This is a genomic window from Chitiniphilus purpureus (assembly GCF_025642115.1).
GTDB lineage: Bacteria > Pseudomonadota > Gammaproteobacteria > Burkholderiales > Chitinibacteraceae > Chitiniphilus > Chitiniphilus purpureus.
The window spans coordinates 4,018,197-4,036,539 of record NZ_CP106753.1 but is presented as its reverse complement, the minus strand read 5'-3'; the positions used below and the strand labels follow the sequence as shown (position 1 = coordinate 4,036,539).

The following is an 18,343-nucleotide window of genomic DNA, read 5'->3' as shown; positions in this document are numbered from 1 at the left end:
TGTTCGATGAAGGAATTCTCTCAGAAAAAGCAGGGTTGGCTGTATCCGGCACGCAGGTGGGCAAGCCTCATGGTGCTGGGGGCGGGTCTGGCAGGCTGCGGCGGCGAGGAGGGCGAGCCCCCCTTGCTCGTCCAGGCCGGCGACGTGGTGCAGGACGGGCGGATCGACGCCAGATTGGTCGGCAACTACCGGGTGCTGGGCGAAGGCTGGCTGGTGACGCTGACCGAGGAGGGCCTACAGCGCTACCAGGAGGCGCAGACGCTGTGCTACCCGCACCCGGAGCGCGATTCGCCGCAGGTGTTCTCCGGCTATCGCTTTCGCCGCACGCTTGACCCGAAGCAGTCGCGGCGGGTCGAGCTGTATGCAATGCCCGGCCTGCCAGCAAGCTATTCGCTTGAGCGGATCGACGGCATTCCGGCCCACTGCCTCAACCCGGCGGCATCCAGCCCCGCCCGCACCTTCCAGGCGATGTGGGAGATGCTGCAGCTGGACTATGCCTTTTTCAACGAACGGGGTATCGACTGGCCGGCCCGTCATGCGCAATATGCCGGGCGCGCCGCGGCGGCGGCCGACGACGAGGCGCTCGGTGCGGTGCTGAGCGAAGCGCTGGGCGGGTTCAAGGATGAACACGTGGCGCTGATCCAGTTGGATGGAAACGGTGCGCGTTACCGGTTCATCGGCGGCGACACGCCCACTTTGCGCATGCTCAAGGCCGAGGCCGAGGCCGAGGCCGAGGCGCCGCACGCCGACGGCGATGCGCTGCTGGCGTTGGAGCAGCGCTGGCGCGCACAACTGCAGGAGCGGGTGGTCAAGCGCCTGGAGCAGGGAAGCGCGGTGCGTGCCTTCGGCGACGGCCTGATCTGGGGCCGGTTGCCCGGCAACGTCGGCTATCTGGCGATTGGCCGGCTGTCCGAGTTCCGCCAGGGCAACGATCTGCGGGCCGATGTCGAGGCCGCCGGCCAGGAGGTCGACCGCGTCCTGGCGGCGCTGGCCGATACCAAGGCGATGATCGTCGACGTCTCGCTGCTGCTCGAAGGCGGCCATGACGCGGTGGGGCTGGAGATCGCCGGGCGCTTTGCCGACCAACGCCGGCTGGCGTTTACCAAGATCGCGCATCGGCCGCAGGGCGTGGATGCTCAGTCGTGGTACATCGCGCCCAAGGGGGAGCGTCAGTACCGCAAGCCGGTCTACCTGCTGACCAGCGATCGCACCGTCAGTGCCGGCGATACCTTCGCGCTGGCAATGCGCGAGCTGCCGCAGGTGACGCTGGTCGGGCAGCCCACCAGCGGCGCGTTGTCCAATGCGCTCACCAAACGGCTGCCAGGCAACTTTGCCGTGGTGTTCGCCAACGAAATCTATCGCGATGCGCGCGGCGAGGTCTTCGAGGTGCGCGGCGTCCCACCCGCCTTGCCAATGACGTTGTTCGATCCGGCACGCCCGGCCTCGCTGTACACCGGCCACGAGGAAGCGCTGTCCGCGTTGCTGGGCCGGATCGGCCCTGAAGGCACGCTGCTGGCACAGGTGCCGCGCCCGTTGGCGGCGCTCGATCTGCACCGGCTGATCCTGGGCCTGCACCCGTGGGCCTTGTCGCGCCGGCTGCTGGCCGGATAACCATTGCGGCCGTGGCCGCCATCGCCCTACGATTCGGAAAAGCAATGGACCTGGCGGAGGCGGCGTGACCCACAGCATTCCGGATCGGCGACGACGGCCGGTCCGGCACCGGCATGACGATTCCGGCAGCGTCGTCGCGCTGTCCGGGATACGCCTGCGCAGCGGGCCTGATGCCCGGCGTCGCGGCCGGATATGGGGTCAGGCGCGATGAGCTACGACCTGTTCCAGGATCTGCCTGGCCCTGCCGGGACCGAGCCGCTGGGCGAGGGCGCATCGCTGCTGCACGGCTTCGCCCGTGACGCCGCGCCGGCGTTGCTGGCGGCGATGCATGGGGTGCTGGACCAGGCGCCGCTGCGGCACTGGCAGACATCCGGTGGCTACACCCTGGGTGTGGCGATGAGCAATTGCGGCCCGGTCGGCTGGGTATCCGATGCGCGCGGCTATCGCTACCAGCCGATCGACCCGCTTGGCAACGCACCCTGGCCGGCGCTGCCGCCGTGCTTTGCCGAACTGGCGCGCGCCGCGGCGGCGGCAGCGGGTTATCCCGGGTTCGAGCCCGATGCCTGCCTGATCAACCGCTATGAGCGGGGCACGCGGCTGTCGCTGCACCAGGATCGCAACGAGCGCGATTTTGCCCATCCCATCGTCTCGATCTCGCTGGGCCTGCCGGCGGTGTTCCTGTTCGGCGGGGCCGCGCGCAGCGACAAGCCGCGGCGCTTCCGGCTGGAACATGGCGACGTGGCGGTCTGGGGCGGGGCCACGCGCCTTGCCTACCATGGCATCGCCCCGCTTGCCGCCGGCACGCATCCCTTGACCGGCCCCTACCGCTATAACCTGACGCTGCGCCGCGCGCGCTGAGCCGGCGGGAACCCGGGGCCGCCGGGGCAACCGGCGGCGGAGGGCGGATCAGGGCGCGAAGTCCCCAAGGATGCTGCCCAGGGCGATGCAGACCCGTTGCCCGAAGCGGGGCAGCTGTTGCAGTTCCTGCCCCTGCAATTGGGCGGATGCGATCCGCCCGGAGGGGCTGAGCCCGGTCAGCACGATGTGCCGACCTGCCTGGGTGGCGATCAGCGCGCCGTCCAGCTGCGTACCGTCGTCGTCCTTGAAGGTGGAGAGCAGCCGCCTGGCGGTGGCGATGGCGTGGCGGTCGCGGCTGGCGACCTTGGCGGCGAGCGCATCCGAAAAACCCGGTGGGCGCTTCTTCAGGTACAGCAGCCCGCCCAGCCCTTCCTCGGCGCCGAAGGCGCACGGTGCCGTAGCCCTGCCGGCAGGGTCGGCGGCGTAGTACCGCCGAAGCTGGGGGGCGAGGTCCTGCCGTCCGGCCAGGTCGATGAACAGTAGATTGGGCAGACGGGCACCCGGATAGGCGTTGCCGTGGAGCAGGCCTGCCACCAGCAGGAGCAGCAGCCGTGCCTTCATCGTCGCGCCTTCCGCAAGGCGCAGGCCGGAGCAGGGGGTGGCACACAGGACCGGGGCAGCATCGACATGCGCCGCTACAGCCCGCGCTCGCGCTGCAACAGGTCCAGCAACGCCGTCCATGCCGATTGCGCGAGGCTGTGGCGCTCGCGGACCAGGATGGCCACGCCGGGCAGCTCCCCCGCCACAGCCGCGTGCCCGCACTGCGTCAGCCGCACGCGGAAGGTGGTCTGCAGCGGCACCAGTTCCTGACGGTCGTTGCGCACCACCGGCAGACGTCCGCCGTGGCTGCTGGCCAGATAGGGCTGCGGCAGCACCGTCATGTTGACTTCGTCCGGCTCGGCCCGGCTGCAACGCAGCGTGCCGGCCTCGGGCAGGTCGGCGATGAAGCGGCCCCCCTGGCTGCGGTCCAGCAGCGCGTGGTCGCGCTCACCGACAAAGGCCTCGACCTTGAGTCCCCCCTCGGCGCCGACGATCTGGAACAGCTTCTCGCCGCGCGCGAGCCAGGCCCCCGGGGCAAGGAAGGCATTGGTCTCGACCACCGTGCCGTCGAACGGCGCCCGCACTTCGAGCTGCCTGCGCTGCGCGATCAGGCCGTGGACCGCTTCGCGTGCCCCCGCCCAGCGGCGGCGCAGCACGTCGCCCGCTTCCTGCAGCTCGGTGGCGAACGGCTGCTGCTCGACCTGCCAGCGCAATGCCTGCTCCTGTGCCTGTGCCATGCGCAGCCGGAATTCCAGCTCCGGCGAGACCAGCGTCGCCAGGCGCTCGCCGGCGCGCACCCGCTGTCCTTCGCGCGCGGCATCACCGACGATGCGTCCGGCCTGCGCGGCATAGAGCGACTGGTTGCGCACCGCGGTCAGCACCGCCGGGGCGCGTACCGTGCCTTGCCAGGGCACCAGCACCAGCAGCGCCAGCAGCGCCAGCACCGCCGCCGTGCGCAGGGTCTGCCTGTGCCAGCGCAGTGCAGCGCGGCGTGACCACCAGACCCTGAGCTCCCGCCAGATCGGCAGCACGATGAACCAGCCCAGCTCGATCACCATCAGCAACAGGCCCAGTGCCTTGAAGAACAGGTGATAGACCATCAGCGCGATGCCAAAGAACAGCACCAGCCGGTACAGCCAGGTGGCGAAGGCGAAGGCCAGCAGGAAACGCTGCCGGCCTGGGGTGAACGACTCCGGCGGCGCCTCGCCCAGGCCGAACAGTGCCTCGCGCAGCCGCCAGCGCGCCAGTGCGAAGGCGCGTTCGTGCAGATTGGGCATCTCAAGCCAGTCCGACAGCAGGAAATAGCCGTCAAAGCGCATGAACGGGCTGGCATTGATGGCCAGCGTGAGCAGCCAGGTGCTGGTGGCGAGCAGGAACGCCGCGCTGCGCAGCGGCCCGTCCGGCAGGAAGCTCCAGGCCAGCGTGGCAAGTGCGGCCAGCGCCAGCTCGCTGAGCATGCCGGCCGCGCCGATGCGCAGCCGCTCGCCGCGGCGCCTGAGCTTCCACGCTTCGTTGGTGTCGGTGTACAGCACCGGCCACATCACCAGGAAGGCCACACCCATGGTGGGCACGCGGCAGCCGCAGCGGTAGGCGGTGAGCGCGTGTCCGAATTCGTGCAGCACCTTGGCGAACGACAGGGCGATGCCGATCCCCAGCAGCCCTTCGGGGCCGGCGTAGGCCGAGAAGGTGTGGGTGAATTCATCCCAACGCCGCGAGGCCAGGTAGAGCCCGAACACGGCGATGGCGGCCAGCGCATACCAGCAGGCGGGGGTGAAGGCCCACTCCAGCCGGGGGGCGAGCCGCTTGAGCAGTGGCATCGGCCGCAGCAGCGGCACGCGGAAGAACAGGTAGTGCTTGAGCAGCCACATGGTCTTGGACATGCGCTGTGCCGCGGCGCTTTCGGCAAGGCGGCCGGTGTACGCAGCATCGTGCCCCACCAGCAGATGGTGGCCGGCGAGCAGGCGGTACAGGTCCTCCAGATCGTCCGCGCCGACCTGGAGCGTGGTCTCGGCATTGACCGCGGCCAGCACTTGCGCGGCATCGCCGCGATGCCAGCGCGACAGGATCTCGAATGCCGGCCAACTGAGCTGGTAGAAGCGGTTGGCAGCCGGGTCGTGCAGTGTCCATGTCGGCGCGCCATACGGATCGACGGGGCCTGGATGCAGGCTCAGCTCCTGGCGCAGCGGGGGCAGTGGCATCGCGGGCTACCAACCCAGCCATTGCCGCGCCACTGCGAACGGGCGGCGCAGCGCGTAGTAGGCGAACGGCACCCAGCTGCCGGGCAGCCGTGCAGTGCCACGCAGGCCCAGCCGTGGCGGGGCACCGGCCTCGAACCGGGCGCGTACCCGATAGGCGAGTACGCCCTCGTCGGTCTCGCCGGCGCTGTAGGCCACGCTGACGATGCGTGCCTCGTAGGCGCGGGTGGGATCGGCACTGGGATAGAGCGCGATCACCGTGCCCGGCTGCAGCGGGATCTGCTCGGCCACCGGCATCTGCGCCAATAGCTCCACCTTGGCCGGATCGGCCAGCAGCAGCACCTTCTCGCCGACCACCACCGCCTTGCCCTGCCAGTCGTTGACATCGTCGAACACCGCGACCCCAGCCCGGTCGGCCTTGACCTGCACCCGGTCGAGCTGCTCGGTGGTGTACTCAAGCTCCAGCGCCTTCTGTTCCAGCTCGCCGCGGCTTTGCGCCAGCTTGACCCGGCCCTCGTCGTCGGTCACCGCCAGCTGGGCCGACTGCCGGTATTCCTCCTGCGCGGTGTCGTACGCCCGTTGCGCCAGCGCGCGCCGTGCCTGCAGCGTCACCGTATCGAGGCTGAACAGCGGCGCGCCGGCCGCGACCGCCTGACTCGGCTGCACGAAGAAGCGTTCGACCACGCCATCAAGCGGCGCGCGCACCAGGAACGGATCGCGCGGCACCACTTCGGCCGGTGCCAGCACGGTCAGGCGGACCGGAAACAGACACACCCCCAAGAGCGCCAGCAGGATGCGCCGCCGCACCCGGTTCAGCCGCAGTGCCGCCTTGAAGCGCTGCGCAGTGCTGCGCCGTGGGCGGAAGGCGGCCAGCGCGTGCGCGTAGGCATGCACCAGTTCGGCCAGCACGGCGCGCTCATGCTCGTTGAAGGGCGTATCGCGTGCCAGCAGCAGGCCGCCTTCGCGCAGGCCGGCCTCGTCGGTCAGTGGCAGCCACAGCGCGTGGGCCGGCAGCCAGTCGGCCCAGTCGGCCGCCTGCCCGGCGGGGGCGCTTGCGGCGTCGAGCGGTGTGGTCGCGGTGTGGGCCTGGTGCAGCGCACGGCACAACCGGCCTAGCCACTGCAGGTAGGGCGCGTTCGGGTCCACCTGCGGCAGCCCCGACACCGCCGCTACCTGCCCGAGGCCGCTGTCTGACCAGAACGCCGCCTGGCGGTACGGCACCAGTGCCAGCGTCTCGTTCACCATCACAAAGCCCAGCGCCTCAGGGCTCTGCGCTTCGCGGGCACGCCGTTCCAGCTGGACCAGGGTGACCAGCGCGTCGACTGCGCTCGTTTGCGTCATCGCGCGGGGAAGCTGGCCCAGCCGCTCATGCCGGGCAGCAGCGCGGGGTGTTGGCCCTCGATCCTGCCGGTGAGCGAGATGGACTGGCTGACCGGGTCGATCCGCGCACCGATCCGCGACACCACGGCCGGATAGCTCTGGCCGAGTTCATCCACCTCGACGGTGAACCGGGTCCCGGGCTTGATCCTGGCGAGCCAGCGCGACGGGATGATCATCTGCACTTCCAGCGCGCTGACGTCGACGATCTCCAGCAACGGCTTGCCCGGCGTGACGAACTCGTGCGCATTGGCCAACCGCTTGGCGACGCGGCCGGAGAAGGGGGCGGGGATGGTGCAGCGGCTGACGGTGGCGCGCATATAGGCCGCCTCGGCCGCCGACTCCTTGACCTTGGCCTGCGCCTGCTCCACCTCGAGCTTGCCGACCGAATTGAGTTCGGCGAGCCGGGTGTTCACTTCCAGCAGCTTGCGCGCGGCCTCGGCACCGGCGTCGGCCTTGCGCAGCTGGGCCTGGAACAGGCTGCAGTCGAACGACACCAGCGCCTGACCCGCGCGGAAGGCGTCGCCTTCCTTCCATGGCAGTCGCGCGATCTTGGCATTGAGCTCGCTTGCCACCACCACCGATTCACGCGCGGCCAACTGCGTACGGATCCGATTGTCCTTGCCGGCATTGCCGGCGGCGGGTGGCGCGGCCTGCACCACGGCCGTCAGCAGCAGCGCCGCCGGCAGCAGGCGCCGCATCATCGGCGTGGCTCCGCGTCGACCTCCACCAACTGTTTCTCGCGCTCGACGATGGCCTCGCGCAGCGTGCCCAGGTCGTGCGCGCGCACTTCGTCAGGCAGCGGATCGAGCCCGAGCGTGGCGAGCATCTGCCCGTAGGCGTTCTGCAGCGCGCCATAGGTCTGGTACAGGCGCAGCTCGGACATCACGGCGCTCGCCTGCGCGCGGATCTCGTTGAGCTTGCCCTGCGCGTCGGCCTTGGCCGCGTTGCGGGTGTGGGTCAGGATGCGCTGGTCCACTTCGTTCATGTCGTTGGACAGCTCGAACTGGCGTTTGCGGCCCAGGTAGTCGCGATAGGCCACGTGTACCTGCGTGAGCACCGCCATGTTCAGCGCCAGATGCTGCTGTTGCGCCACCTCGTATTGCGCCTGCGCGCTGCCGCGGATGTTCTTGTAGTTGAGCAGGTTGAGGAGGTTCCAGCTCACGCGCAGCCCCAGGTCGCGCCAGGACTGGTGCACGAGGTAGCTGTCGCTGTCGTAGTTGACGCCCAGCTCGATGTTGAGGCCGGGCAGCAGCTTGGCCATCGCCTTCCTGGTCTCCCACAGGCCGATCCGCTCGTTGTAGCCGGCTTCGACGAGTTCGGGGCGGTGCACCAGCGCCGTTTCCTCCATGGCCTCGGGCGCGATCGGCAGGCGCGGCGTGGCAAAGCCCTCCGGCTGCGTGAGGGTGTACGGCGAGCCCGGCGGCACGTTCATGATCGACGCGAGCCGTGGCTTGGCCTGCGCCAGCTCGTCGCGCACCGCTTCGAGCTGGCGCAGGATGTCGAGCAACTGGCGCTGGTAGTTGAGCGTATCGAGCGGAGCCTGCAGCTTTTCCTGCTCGATCCTGCGCGAGTCATCCAGCGCCTGCTGCGTCAGCTTGAGGATGGGCTCGACCTTGGTCTCCAACTGCTGCGCTCCCACCGCCTGCCAGTACGCCTGCCGCACCTGCTGCATCATCAGGTGGATCACCTTGCGCCGGCGCTCGCGCAGCACCAGCACCCGGTCGGCCTGCTGCTGCGCCGCGTAGTAGCTCACGCCGAAGTCGAGCACGTTCCAGGACAGCGTGAGATCCGCGGTTTCATGGGTACGGTCGGACGAGGTGGAAGGCACCAGCGACTGCTCGCCGGTCGCGTAGTCACGCGAGGAGGAGGCCAGCTCGTTGCTGCGCCAGAAATAACCGGCTTCGGCGGTCAGCCTGGGCAGCAGGTCCCAGCGCGCCAGATCGAGCTGCCGCTGTGCCAGCGCCTCTTCCATCAGCTTGAGCCGGTGATCGAGGTTGTACTTGAGCGCACGCGCCATCGCGTCTTCCAGCGTGATGGCGCCCGAGAGCGGCTCCTGCTCGGCGAACATGGCAGTGCGCTGGCGGGCGAGGTCGGCCTGCCGCTCCTGCACCGGGATCGCCTGCGGCTGTACGGCACAACCGCCCAGCAGCGCGGCAAGCAGTGCCGCGATCGGGGTCAAATGCAAGCGGGTAGTGATATCCAACGATTTATCCTTTCGCATGGGAGTCATAAGGGGTGCAGGCAATCGCCCGGTACGGCGCCCCGGGGCTGCCGCTGCAGCGGAGTCGCCCGGGAGCGGGGGCAGGTTTCGTTCCGGGACATGCGCTCCATCCTAGTTCATGGTGCCTGGGTTCATTGTGCAGAACGATGGCGTGGCGGCGTGCGCTGCAGCCATCGCATCGGCGGCACGCGCGGCCGGCAACGGGCCGGAGTGGTCCGGCCCCCTTGTCCTGTCGCGCATGCCATGTGGTTCATCCTGTCGTTCCTCCGGTTGGCCGCGTGCTGACCGCCGCGGCGGATCAGACGGTCTCCTGGGCTCTGCTCAGCTGCAGGTGCCGCAGCAGGGCATCGCCTGCCGCCTGGCGGGCCGGGCGGCCGAACTGATCGAACTGCTGGGCGAGCGCCGGCTTGCCCTGCGCCACGTCACGTTCGGCAGCCGGCAGGGCGAAGGCAGCGCGCAGCGGCGCCATGTCGACGGCTTCGGCACGCGGCTCGGTCGAGCGCACCATCAGATCAAGGTGGCTGGTGGCCCGGTTGCCCTTGCTGTCGCGTGCGATCACCTCGATCACCAGCTTCTGGTTGAGGCCCTTGGGCGGAGTGCCGGAAAGCGAACCGGTCACCGGGTCGAACTTGAGCCAGTTGGGCAGCGGGCGCCCATCGGCCAGACGCACTTCCAGCGTGATCTCGACGTTCTTCTCGCTGTGGGTGAAGGTGGAGATCGGCAACCCGATGCTGATCGGCTGCCCGGCCTGCGCCGCGTAGTCGCCGATGTCGGGCATGGCCTGCAGTCCGGCACCACTGCCGACCCCCAGTTCGATGAACGAAGCGCGGACTTCCACCGGGGCGAACGTGCTGTTGCCGCCCGGTGCCAGCGGATCGGCCGAGAGCGGGTTGAGCAGTGCGGCGATGCCCGATCCCGCCGCACTGCCATCGCCACCCAGGGTCAGTGTCGGAGCGTCGACCGGGGCGACCGGGTCGGTGGGTGACAACGTGACCGGTGGTGCGACCGGGGTGATGACGATCGGCGTGCTGGGCCCGGACGGCGGTGTCACCGGTGCGGGGACGGGTGCCGGAACCGGCAGCGTGTTGGGGCGTACGTTGTAGGCCGGGCTGATGGCACTGTCGCTCAGCGGATTGCCCACCCCATCGGCAATGCCGCTGCCTTGGGCGCTCAACGCAAGCGCCAGCGTGCCATTGCCGCCCACGCCATCGACCTGCACCGAATAGGTACGGGCATCGACCTGGGTGACCGAGGTGATCGTGCCGCTGGCATTGCCGCCGGCAAGCAGCGCGAAATCAGCCCTGTCCACCCCGCTGACCACTTCGCTGAAGGTGACGGTGAAGTGCACCGTGCCCGACCGGATGGGATTGGGATCGGCCAGTGTGATCTGCGCCTGCGGCGCCTGGGCATCGATCCTGATGCCATCGGTGACCGGCAGGCCGGCCAGTGTGGGCTGGGCGGCATTGCCGGTGGCATCGCGCAGCGTGCCGCCGTTGGCGTCGATGCCGCTGCCCAGCGTGATGCCGTCGGCGTCCAACTGGCCGCTGGCAACGGTGAGGCGGAAGGTGAGGGCGCCGGAACCCGAGCCGGACAGGTAGTCGGCGTAGACGGTGCCGCCGCTGTCGAGCGTGACGGCAAGGCGCGGCGTGCCGCCGGTGGTGTCGACCGTGATGCTCTCGTTGAAGTTGACGGTGAAGTCGAGGTGCTGGCCCGCCACATAGGTGCCGTTGGCCGGCACCGCGACGCCGGTGACCGCCGGTGCAAGCCGGTCCAGCGTATAGGTTTCGCCGGCGAGGCCGCCAGTGAGCGGGTTGCCGGCAAGGTCGGCGATGCCGGTGCCGTTCAGATCGAGCCGCAGCGTGCCGCTGCCGGCCAGATTGGCGATCTGGACGCGGAAGGTGGTGGCATCGAGCTGGGTGACCGCGGTGATGCTGCCGCTGGCCGAGCCGCTGGTGCTGAGCGCGAAGTCGGCCGCGTCGACACCGCCGACCGCCTCACTGAAGCTGACGGTGTAGCTGATGGTGGCGGCATTCGTCGGCGTGGCGTCGAGCCGGGCGACGGCGACGGGCGCCGGGGCCTGGGTGTCGACCAGCACGGCGCTGGTGTCGCCCACGTTCTGCAGGGCGAGGCTGGCGGTATTGCCGGCGCTGTCGCGCAGCAGGCCGCCGTTGGCCTGCAATGCAGTGACGGCGATGCCGTTGCCGTCGTTGTCGCCGGGCTGCACGGTGTATTGGAACTGCAGCGCGCCGGGGCCGGCGCCGGAGACATATGCGGCGTAGACGGTGGTCCCGCCCAGGTCGAGCGCGAGCCGGGGCGTGCCACCGCCGGTATCGACGGTGACCGGCTCGGACAGGTTGACGGTGAAGGTGAGCACATCGCCGGCGTTGTAGCGGCCGGCGGCCGGCACGGTGACGCTGGCAATGGTCGGATCGATGGCATCGATCCGCACGCCGGTGGTGGCGCCGACGCCGTTGAGGATGACTCCGGCGTCGTTGCCGACCGCATCGCGCAGCGTGCCGCCGTTGGCGTCGATGCCGCTGCCCAGCGTGATGCCGTCGGCGTCCAACTGGCCGCTGGCAACGGTGAGGCGGAAGGTGAGGGCGCCGGAACCCGAGCCGGACAGGTAGTCGGCGTAGACGGTGCCGCCGCTGTCGAGCGTGACGGCAAGGCGCGGCGTGCCGCCGGTGGTGTCGACCGTGATGCTCTCGTTGAAGTTGACGGTGAAGTCGAGGTGCTGGCCCGCCACATAGGTGCCGTTGGCCGGCACCGCGACGCCGGTGACCGCCGGTGCAAGCCGGTCCAGCGTATAGGTTTCGCCGGCGAGGCCGCCAGTGAGCGGGTTGCCGGCAAGGTCGGCGATGCCGGTGCCGTTCAGATCGAGCCGCAGCGTGCCGCTGCCGGCCAGATTGGCGATCTGGACGCGGAAGGTGGTGGCATCGAGCTGGGTGACCGCGGTGATGCTGCCGCTGGCCGAGCCGGTGGTGCTGAGCGCGAAGTCGGCCGCGTCGACACCGCCGACCGCCTCGCTGAAGCTGACGGTGTAGCTGATGGTGGCGGCATTCGTCGGCGTGGCGTCGAGCCGGGCGACGGCGACGGGCGCCGGGGCCTGGGTGTCGACCAGCACGGCGCTGGTGTCGCCCACGTTCTGCAGGGCGAGGCTGGCGGTATTGCCGGCGCTGTCGCGCAGCAGGCCGCCGTTGGCCTGCAATGCAGTGACGGCGATGCCGTTGCCGTCGTTGTCGCCGGGCTGCACGGTGTATTGGAACTGCAGCGCGCCGGTGCCGGCGCCGGAGACATATGCGGCGTAGACGGTGGTCCCGCCCAGGTCGAGCGCGAGCCGGGGCGTGCCACCGCCGGTATCGACGGTGACCGGCTCGGACAGGTTGACGGTGAAGGTGAGCACATCGCCGGCGTTGTAGCGGCCGGCGGCCGGCACGGTGACGCTGGCAATGGTCGGATCGATGGCATCGATCCGCACGCCGGTGGTGGCGCCGACGCCGTTGAGGGTGACCCCGGCGTCGTTGCCGACCGCATCGCGCAGCGTGCCGCCGTTGGCGTCGATGCCGCTGCCCAGCGTGATGCCGTCGGCGTCCAGCTGGCCGCTGGCAATGGTGAGGCGGAAGGTGAGGGTGCCGGAACCCGAGCCGGACAGGTAGTCGGCGTAGACGGTGCCACCGCTATCGAGCGTGACGGCAAGGCGCGGCGTGCCGCCGGTGGTGTCGACCGTGATGCTCTCGTTGAAGTTGACGATGAAGTCGAGGTGCTGGCCCGCCACATAGGTGCCGTTGGCCGGTACGGTGACCGTGGCGACGGCGGGAGCGACGCCATCGATGACCAGGTCGGATTGACCTGCCAGCGCATTGGCGCTGCCGGTGGCCGGCAGCGTCAGGAATGCATCGTTGCTGGCGGCGTTGCGGATGGTGGCGCCATTCAGCACCAGGGCTGCCGTCGATTGATAGTCAAGGTCGGTGGCCAGATCACCGGGCTGCACCGTGTAGCTGAAGGTCAGCGTATTGCTGCCCGAGCCCGAGACATAACTGGCGAGCCGATCGGTGGCGCCGGTTTCCAGCAACAGCGTGGGCGTGCCGCCGCTGACGGTGACGGCCTGGTCGAAGGTGACGCTGATGCTGATGGTGTCGCCGACCTTGTAGCCGCCATCGGGGCTGCCGCCGGCGACACTGACCACTGCCGGATTGGGCTGGGCGACGGTGATCGTGATCAGATCGGTGTCGGTCTGGTTGCCGCCGTTGCCGGCAAGGCCGAGATCGTTGGTGGTGATCTGCAGCGAGGCGGTGCCGTGGTAGCCGGCGGTCGGGGCAAAGCTCAAACCGGCCAGCGCGTTGTTGATGTCGACGATGCTGCCGTCGAAGGTCATCGTGCTGTCACCGGTGCCGCTGCCGATGGAGAACGCCAGCCCCGCCGTGCTGCCCAGTGAGATCAGACCGTTGCTGGCGGTGAGCGTGACCCGCACAGTGCCGCCGCCGGCGTCCACATCGGCGATTGCGACCGCGTTGCCGTTGCCGCTGCTGAAGATCAGCACACCGTCCTGCAGCATGGTCTGGGTGCCCGGCACGTTGTTGACCGGTGCGTCGTTCTCGGCGCTGACCACCAGGGTAACGGTGGTGTTGTCGGTCTGGTTGCCACCGGTGCCGGTATGGCCGCCATCGTCGATGACGAGCGACAGCACCACGTTGCCGGTGGCGTTGTTGGCTGTGGTGAAGCTGACCGCGCCACCGGCGACGAAGGCATTGATGTCGGCCAGCGTACCGGTGAGGCTGAGCGTGCCGGTACCCGAACCCAGCACCGTGACGCCGGCGGCGCTGCCGGCAGCAAGCGTACCGCTGCCGGGGGCGACGCTGAACTGCACGCTGACGGCACCGGAACCGGCATCGATATCGCTGAAGCTGATGCCGGTGAGCACCTGCGGCACGTCCTCGGTCACGTTGATCGAGGCCGGTGCACTGATCGCAGGCGTATCGTTGACCGCAGTCACCGTGAGCGCCACGGTGTCGCTGTCGTTCCTGGCCGCACCGCCGGCAAGGCCGTTGTCGTCGATGCTGGCGGTGAGCGTGACGTTGGTGCTGCTGTTCAGCGCAGTCTGGAAGCTGACGTTGCCGCCGGCGATGAAGGCGTTGATGTCGCTGATCGAACCGGCGAGCGTCATCGCAGCGGCGGTACCGCCGATGGTGACACCGCCGCCCGAGATGGCGGACAGCGTGCCGCTGGGCACGGAGAGCGTGACCGTGACGCTGCCGGCGCCGGCATCGGCATCCGAGAAGCTGATGCCGGTGAGGGCACTGGCGACGTCCTCAAGGACGGGGATGCTGCCCGGCACGGTGACGATGGGGGCATCGTTGGTCCGCGTCACCGTCACGGTGCGGTTGGCGGCGGTGCTGCTGGCGGCACCGTCGTCGACGATGAAGCTGATGGTGCGGTCGGTGGTGACCGGGTTTTCCGAGCTGTTGCTGTAGGTGACGGCCCGCAGCGCTGCCTGCCATTGTGCCGCGCTGGCACCGCCGGCCGAGGTCAGCGTCAGCGTACCGGTGTTGCTGTCGTAGCTGCCGGTGATGTCGCCCATGATGGCCGGATTGCCGGTGAAGGCGAGCACGTCCTGCGTACTCTGGAAGTTGCCGGTGATCTGCACCGTGGCGCCATAGAGCAATGGCGAATCACTGTCGGAGATCGTGATGCCGCCGTCGATCGCCACCGGGGTCGACGTCACGTTGTCGCCTTCGACGAAGGCCGTGCTGCCGCCACTGCTGGTGACCAGCGGCGCATCGTTGACCGCGGTGACCGTGATGCTCGCGGTGTCGGTCGCGCTGGAGAACGGCGAGGATCCGCCGGTGGCGGAGGCATCGACCTTGTTGCCTTGCTGGCCGCTGGTGGCGCCGCTCTGGTCCCAGGCATGGTAGGTGATGTCGGCATTGGTGCCGTTGACGCCGTCCGGCACGAAGCGCACGCGGTCACTGCTGCGCAGCAGCAGCGCCGTGCTGCTCGACACGCTGCCGATGTCCTGCCAGCTGGCACCGCCATTCATGCTGTACTGCCAGGTGCCGTTGCCCGGGTTGAGCCCGGTGATGGCAATGCCCTTGACCGCGCCGCTGTCGACATCGTTGGTGTTGGCGCCGGCAAAGCTGGACACGGCCTGACCGACCCAGTTGACGTCGGTGTCGGTCAGCCCATTGAGCGTGGGGCCGATCGGTGTCAACACCGGTGCGTCGTTGACGCTGCTGACGGTGAGGTTGGCCTGCGCGGCAGTGCTGGAAAAGGCCGTGCTGCCACCGTTGGTGGACGCATCGGCGGTGCTGCGGGTGCTGCCGACGGTGACGCTGCCGCTGCTCTGGTCCCAGGCGCGCAGGCCCAGTGTCGGCGCGCCGCCGTTCTGCCCGTCCGGTACGAAGCGCAGCTGGCTGGAGGCGGACAGCAACAGCGCCGCATTGCCGCTGACCGTGCCGACGCCGTACCAGTTGCTGCCGTCGGTGGAGTATTGCCAGGTGCCGTTGCCGCTGCTGGCGGTGATGGCGACGCCGACACTGGCGCTGTCCAGGTCGCCGGCCGACAGGCTGGTCAACAGGCTGGATACCGTGACCGCGGTGGACGTGGCGTCCTCGGTGGTGGCGGTCCAGGTGTAGGGGCCGGCGGACAGGGTCGGCGCATCGTTGACGGCAGTGACCGCCACCTGCGATGTGGCCGCGGTTGAGCTGGCCCCGCCGTTGTCGGTCACGGTGATGTTGATCTGCCGGGTGCCATCGGTGCCGCCGAAGGTCGGATCGTCCGACGTCGACGAGTAGGTGACCGAGCGCAGTGCCGTCTGCAAGGCCGCGGCGTTGCCGGCGCCGGTGAGTGTCAGCACCCCGGTGCCGGCGTTGTAGTTGACGGTGTAGCCGTTGGCGTTGCCCACGCTCAGCACATCGCCGCTACGGAAGTCGCTGATGGTGACCGTGGCGCTCGAGAGCGTGGTGCTGTCGGCGTCGCTGACGGTGAGGCTGGGGCTGAGCACCGCGGCCGTGCCGCCCTCGGTATAGGCCGCCGTGTCGTTCGCCGGGGACAGGGTCGGGGCATCGTTCACCGGGGTCACGGTCACGGTCGAGGCGATGTTCGGTGTGGCGGTGTTGTTGTTGGCGCCGTCGTCGGCAATGCCGGTGATGGTGATGACCCGGCTGCTGCTGCCGGGGTTGTCACTGCTGTTGCGATAGGTGATGGCATCGATCAGCGAACCCATCTGGCTGTTGTCGCGGCTCAGCCCGGTCAGCGTGACCGTTGCCGTGGCGCCCGCCACGGTGACGCTGTAGCTGCCGATGCCGGGGATGGTGCCGCTGTTGCCGTTGTTCAGGCCGATGTCGGTGCCGCCGATGGTGAGGATTTCGCTGGCGCCGTTGCTGACGTTGCTCACCGTGAAGGTGGCGCCGGTGAATTTCTGGCCGCTGTCGTTGGTATTGGCGGTGATACCGCTGAAGAGATCGACGGCGCTGCCGTTCTCGGTGAAGCCCGGATTGGTGCCGGTCGCGGCCAGGCTGGGTGGATTGCTGGGCACCGTGTGCAGCACGAAACTGTCGAAGACATCGAAGAAGCCACCGGCGTTGGAGGTGATGACGACCCGGTCGACATTGTTGAAGATGCCGTCATTCAGCAACGCGGTGAAGCTGCCGTTGGCCTGGCCGAAGCCGGTGCCGGTGGTCTGCACGCCGGTCGAGGCGCCGTTCCTGAATCCCTCCACCGAGGCGAAGCCGCCGCCGAAGGCATTGATGAAGAAGCTGACAAAATCGAACTCGTTGCCGGAGGTGGTTTCGATGGTGACCGTTTCCACCCCAGTGAAGGCACCGGCGAACAGGCCCGGAGAGCTGCCCTGGCCATCGTCCACGTCCTGGAACCAGTTGGCCGCGCTGTAGGTGATCTTGACATCGCCCTTGGTGAAGACATTGGAGCCGTGGTCGGCCGCCTCGACGAAGCCCTCCCCGGTGAAGTCGATGGTCACGTTGGACGGGATCGAGACCAGTGCGCCGGCATAGTCGGACCAGGCGCCGGCAAGATCGAGGGTGGAGGTCACCGCGCCGCTACGGTACTCCAGCTCCCAGTCCCCGCCGCGCTGGCTGCCGGAAGTCATGTCGGTCGAGGCGGCGACATCGGCGCCGGTCAGCCGCGAGAATGCATCAACGAAGGACTGCCCCTGCCGCCCCTGTCCCACGTAGCAGCCGTACAGGAAGATATCGCCTTGCTCGCCAAGGCTCTGCCCGATGGCGTCGAGGGTGGCGGCACGCGCGGGCAACGCGGCCTGATCGAGGGTGACGTTGCCGAGCGTGATCTGCCCCAGCGAGCCGTGACTGACGATATGGATCGCATCGATGCCCTGGCGACCCTTCAGGTATTCGGCAATCTGGGCCAGACCGTCGCCGTCGGGATCCAGGGTCACGACCTCCACGCCCGGTTCGAGCGAATCGACCAGTTGCCGGGCATCGACGATTGCGCCGTCGACAAACACGACTTCGCGGCCGGGCCTGGCGCCCGCCAACCGTTCTTCCACCTCGCCGGGGGTTATCAGCGCCTGCCGTTGCCCGCCTTGCCGGGTCGCCGTCTCGGCCACGGACGCGGACGCGTCGCCGGCCGGATGGTCAGGCGCATCGATATGGCGTGTGGCTGGCTTCGCGGCCTCTGCGCCCGCATCGGCTGCGGTGGCAAGCGCCGCTGCGTCGAACATGATGCGAGGTTCGAGCGCGCGCAGCCAGGCGCGGCCTGCCGGGGCGTGCGATGTCGGTTGGGCGGTGGCTCTGGTTTTCATCGGCGGCTCCCGGCGTTCCTTGAAGTGGCAGTCGGCCTGTGCAGGGACAGGCCGACCTTGGTGCAGATTAACGAGATCAATTGCGGGAGGGGAAGACGCCTTCCGTCGCGATGACAAAATTGGTGCCGAGGAAGGGATTGCGGATGGCAACCGGCAGGCCGCCGCCCACCGGCGAGATGGTGATGCTGCCCTGGGGGGTGATGCTGGCTTGCCCGCTGAGACCGCCGAGGCTGGCCTTGGTCGCATCGGGCGCGGTACCGGTGAACAAGCCATTGAAGGCCACATTGGTCGGGCCGGCCTTGGCCGTGGTGGCGGACAGGTAGGTGGTGCTGCCCTGGGTCGGCGGGACCATCGCAGCCGTCGTGCTGGTCGCCACATCCGCGGACAGGGTCACGCTGCCATTGCTGGGTTGGCCGACAAACTGCGCGACCGGTGCATGCGGCGGCAGTTGGCCTGTCGTCAGCGTGACATTCTCGGTCCCCGCGACTTCACCTTGGACGATCATCGACAATCCCGGGCCTTGCCCCATGCCCACCGGGCTGCGGCCGCGGTAGTCAGGCAGGCCGAACGTGGTCTGGCCATTGCCACCGTACATGGTGCCGAGCAGGGCAAACAGCGCGCTGTTCTGCGCGATGGACATCTGCTGGCCCTGGCACATCGCGTAGCCGCGCGGTGCGAAATTGAAGCCCACCATTTTGATCTCGCCCAGAAAAGGTTCCATGCTGTTGCTCCTCGCTGTGAAGCCGGCCTTGCCGGCGGGGG

Annotated in this window: 9 protein-coding genes; 2 read left to right on the top strand and 7 right to left on the bottom strand. The window is 68.9% G+C overall.

Features of this window, described 5'->3' with window-relative positions; all coding sequences use genetic code 11:
- The first annotated feature begins 6 nt into the window (after positions 1–6).
- Both N8I74_RS18655 and alkB read left to right on the top strand, forming a co-directional pair.
- Entirely contained in the window at positions 7–1,611 is a 1,605-nt protein-coding gene (locus N8I74_RS18655) for a S41 family peptidase (protein WP_263124716.1), read from the top strand.
- Between the two features lie 207 nt (positions 1,612–1,818).
- Positions 1,819–2,469 (top strand): DNA oxidative demethylase AlkB, encoded by a 651-nt coding sequence (gene alkB / locus N8I74_RS18650; protein ID WP_263124715.1) that lies wholly within the window; start codon positions 1,819–1,821, stop codon positions 2,467–2,469.
- 48 nt (positions 2,470–2,517) lie between these two features.
- On the opposite strand, the gene N8I74_RS18645 is transcribed toward alkB, so the two are convergent.
- The 7 genes from N8I74_RS18645 to N8I74_RS18615 all read right to left on the bottom strand — a co-directional run bounded on the left by N8I74_RS18645 (position 2,518) and on the right by N8I74_RS18615 (position 18,302).
- A complete protein-coding gene (locus N8I74_RS18645; RefSeq protein ID WP_263124714.1) occupies positions 2,518–3,030 on the bottom strand; it encodes a hypothetical protein in 513 nt (170 codons plus the stop codon).
- A 74-nt stretch (positions 3,031–3,104) separates the two neighbouring features.
- Entirely contained in the window at positions 3,105–5,207 is a 2,103-nt protein-coding gene (locus tag N8I74_RS18640) for an HlyD family efflux transporter periplasmic adaptor subunit (RefSeq protein ID WP_263124713.1), read from the bottom strand.
- Positions 5,208–5,213: 6 nt separating this feature from the next.
- Positions 5,214–6,545: an efflux RND transporter periplasmic adaptor subunit gene (locus N8I74_RS18635; RefSeq protein WP_263124712.1), complete on the bottom strand. Its 1,332-nt coding sequence runs from the start codon at positions 6,543–6,545 to the stop codon at positions 5,214–5,216.
- Positions 6,542–7,285, bottom strand: a complete 744-nt coding sequence (locus tag N8I74_RS18630) for an efflux RND transporter periplasmic adaptor subunit (protein WP_263124711.1) — start codon at positions 7,283–7,285, stop codon at positions 6,542–6,544. The genes N8I74_RS18635 and N8I74_RS18630 overlap by 4 nt, the downstream gene beginning before the upstream one ends.
- Positions 7,282–8,787, bottom strand: coding sequence for a TolC family protein (locus N8I74_RS18625; RefSeq protein WP_263124710.1), 1,506 nt, complete (start codon positions 8,785–8,787; stop codon positions 7,282–7,284). Before N8I74_RS18625 ends, N8I74_RS18630 begins: the two co-directional genes overlap by 4 nt.
- Positions 8,788–9,103: 316 nt before the next feature.
- A complete protein-coding gene (locus N8I74_RS18620) occupies positions 9,104–17,581 on the bottom strand; it encodes a DUF4347 domain-containing protein (protein ID WP_263124709.1) in 8,478 nt (2,825 codons plus the stop codon).
- Between the two features lie 76 nt (positions 17,582–17,657).
- Complete coding sequence (locus N8I74_RS18615) at positions 17,658–18,302, bottom strand: phage tail protein (RefSeq protein ID WP_263124708.1); 645 nt, start codon at positions 18,300–18,302, stop codon at positions 17,658–17,660.
- Between the last annotated feature and the right edge of the window lie 41 nt (positions 18,303–18,343).

Bases quoted from the DNA above. Each gene is read 5' to 3' on its own strand.
- N8I74_RS18640 (WP_263124713.1), bottom strand. From the start codon at position 5,207: ATGCCACTGCCCCCGCTGCGCCAGGAGCTGAGCCTGCATCCAGGCCCC.
- N8I74_RS18620 (WP_263124709.1), bottom strand. From the start codon at position 17,581: ATGAAAACCAGAGCCACCGCCCAACCGACATCGCACGCCCCGGCAGGC.
- N8I74_RS18655 (WP_263124716.1), top strand. From the start codon at position 7: ATGAAGGAATTCTCTCAGAAAAAGCAGGGTTGGCTGTATCCGGCACGC.
- N8I74_RS18645 (WP_263124714.1), bottom strand. From the start codon at position 3,030: ATGAAGGCACGGCTGCTGCTCCTGCTGGTGGCAGGCCTGCTCCACGGC.
- alkB (WP_263124715.1), top strand. From the start codon at position 1,819: ATGAGCTACGACCTGTTCCAGGATCTGCCTGGCCCTGCCGGGACCGAG.
- N8I74_RS18615 (WP_263124708.1), bottom strand. From the start codon at position 18,302: ATGGAACCTTTTCTGGGCGAGATCAAAATGGTGGGCTTCAATTTCGCA.
- N8I74_RS18635 (WP_263124712.1), bottom strand. From the start codon at position 6,545: ATGACGCAAACGAGCGCAGTCGACGCGCTGGTCACCCTGGTCCAGCTG.
- N8I74_RS18630 (WP_263124711.1), bottom strand. From the start codon at position 7,285: ATGATGCGGCGCCTGCTGCCGGCGGCGCTGCTGCTGACGGCCGTGGTG.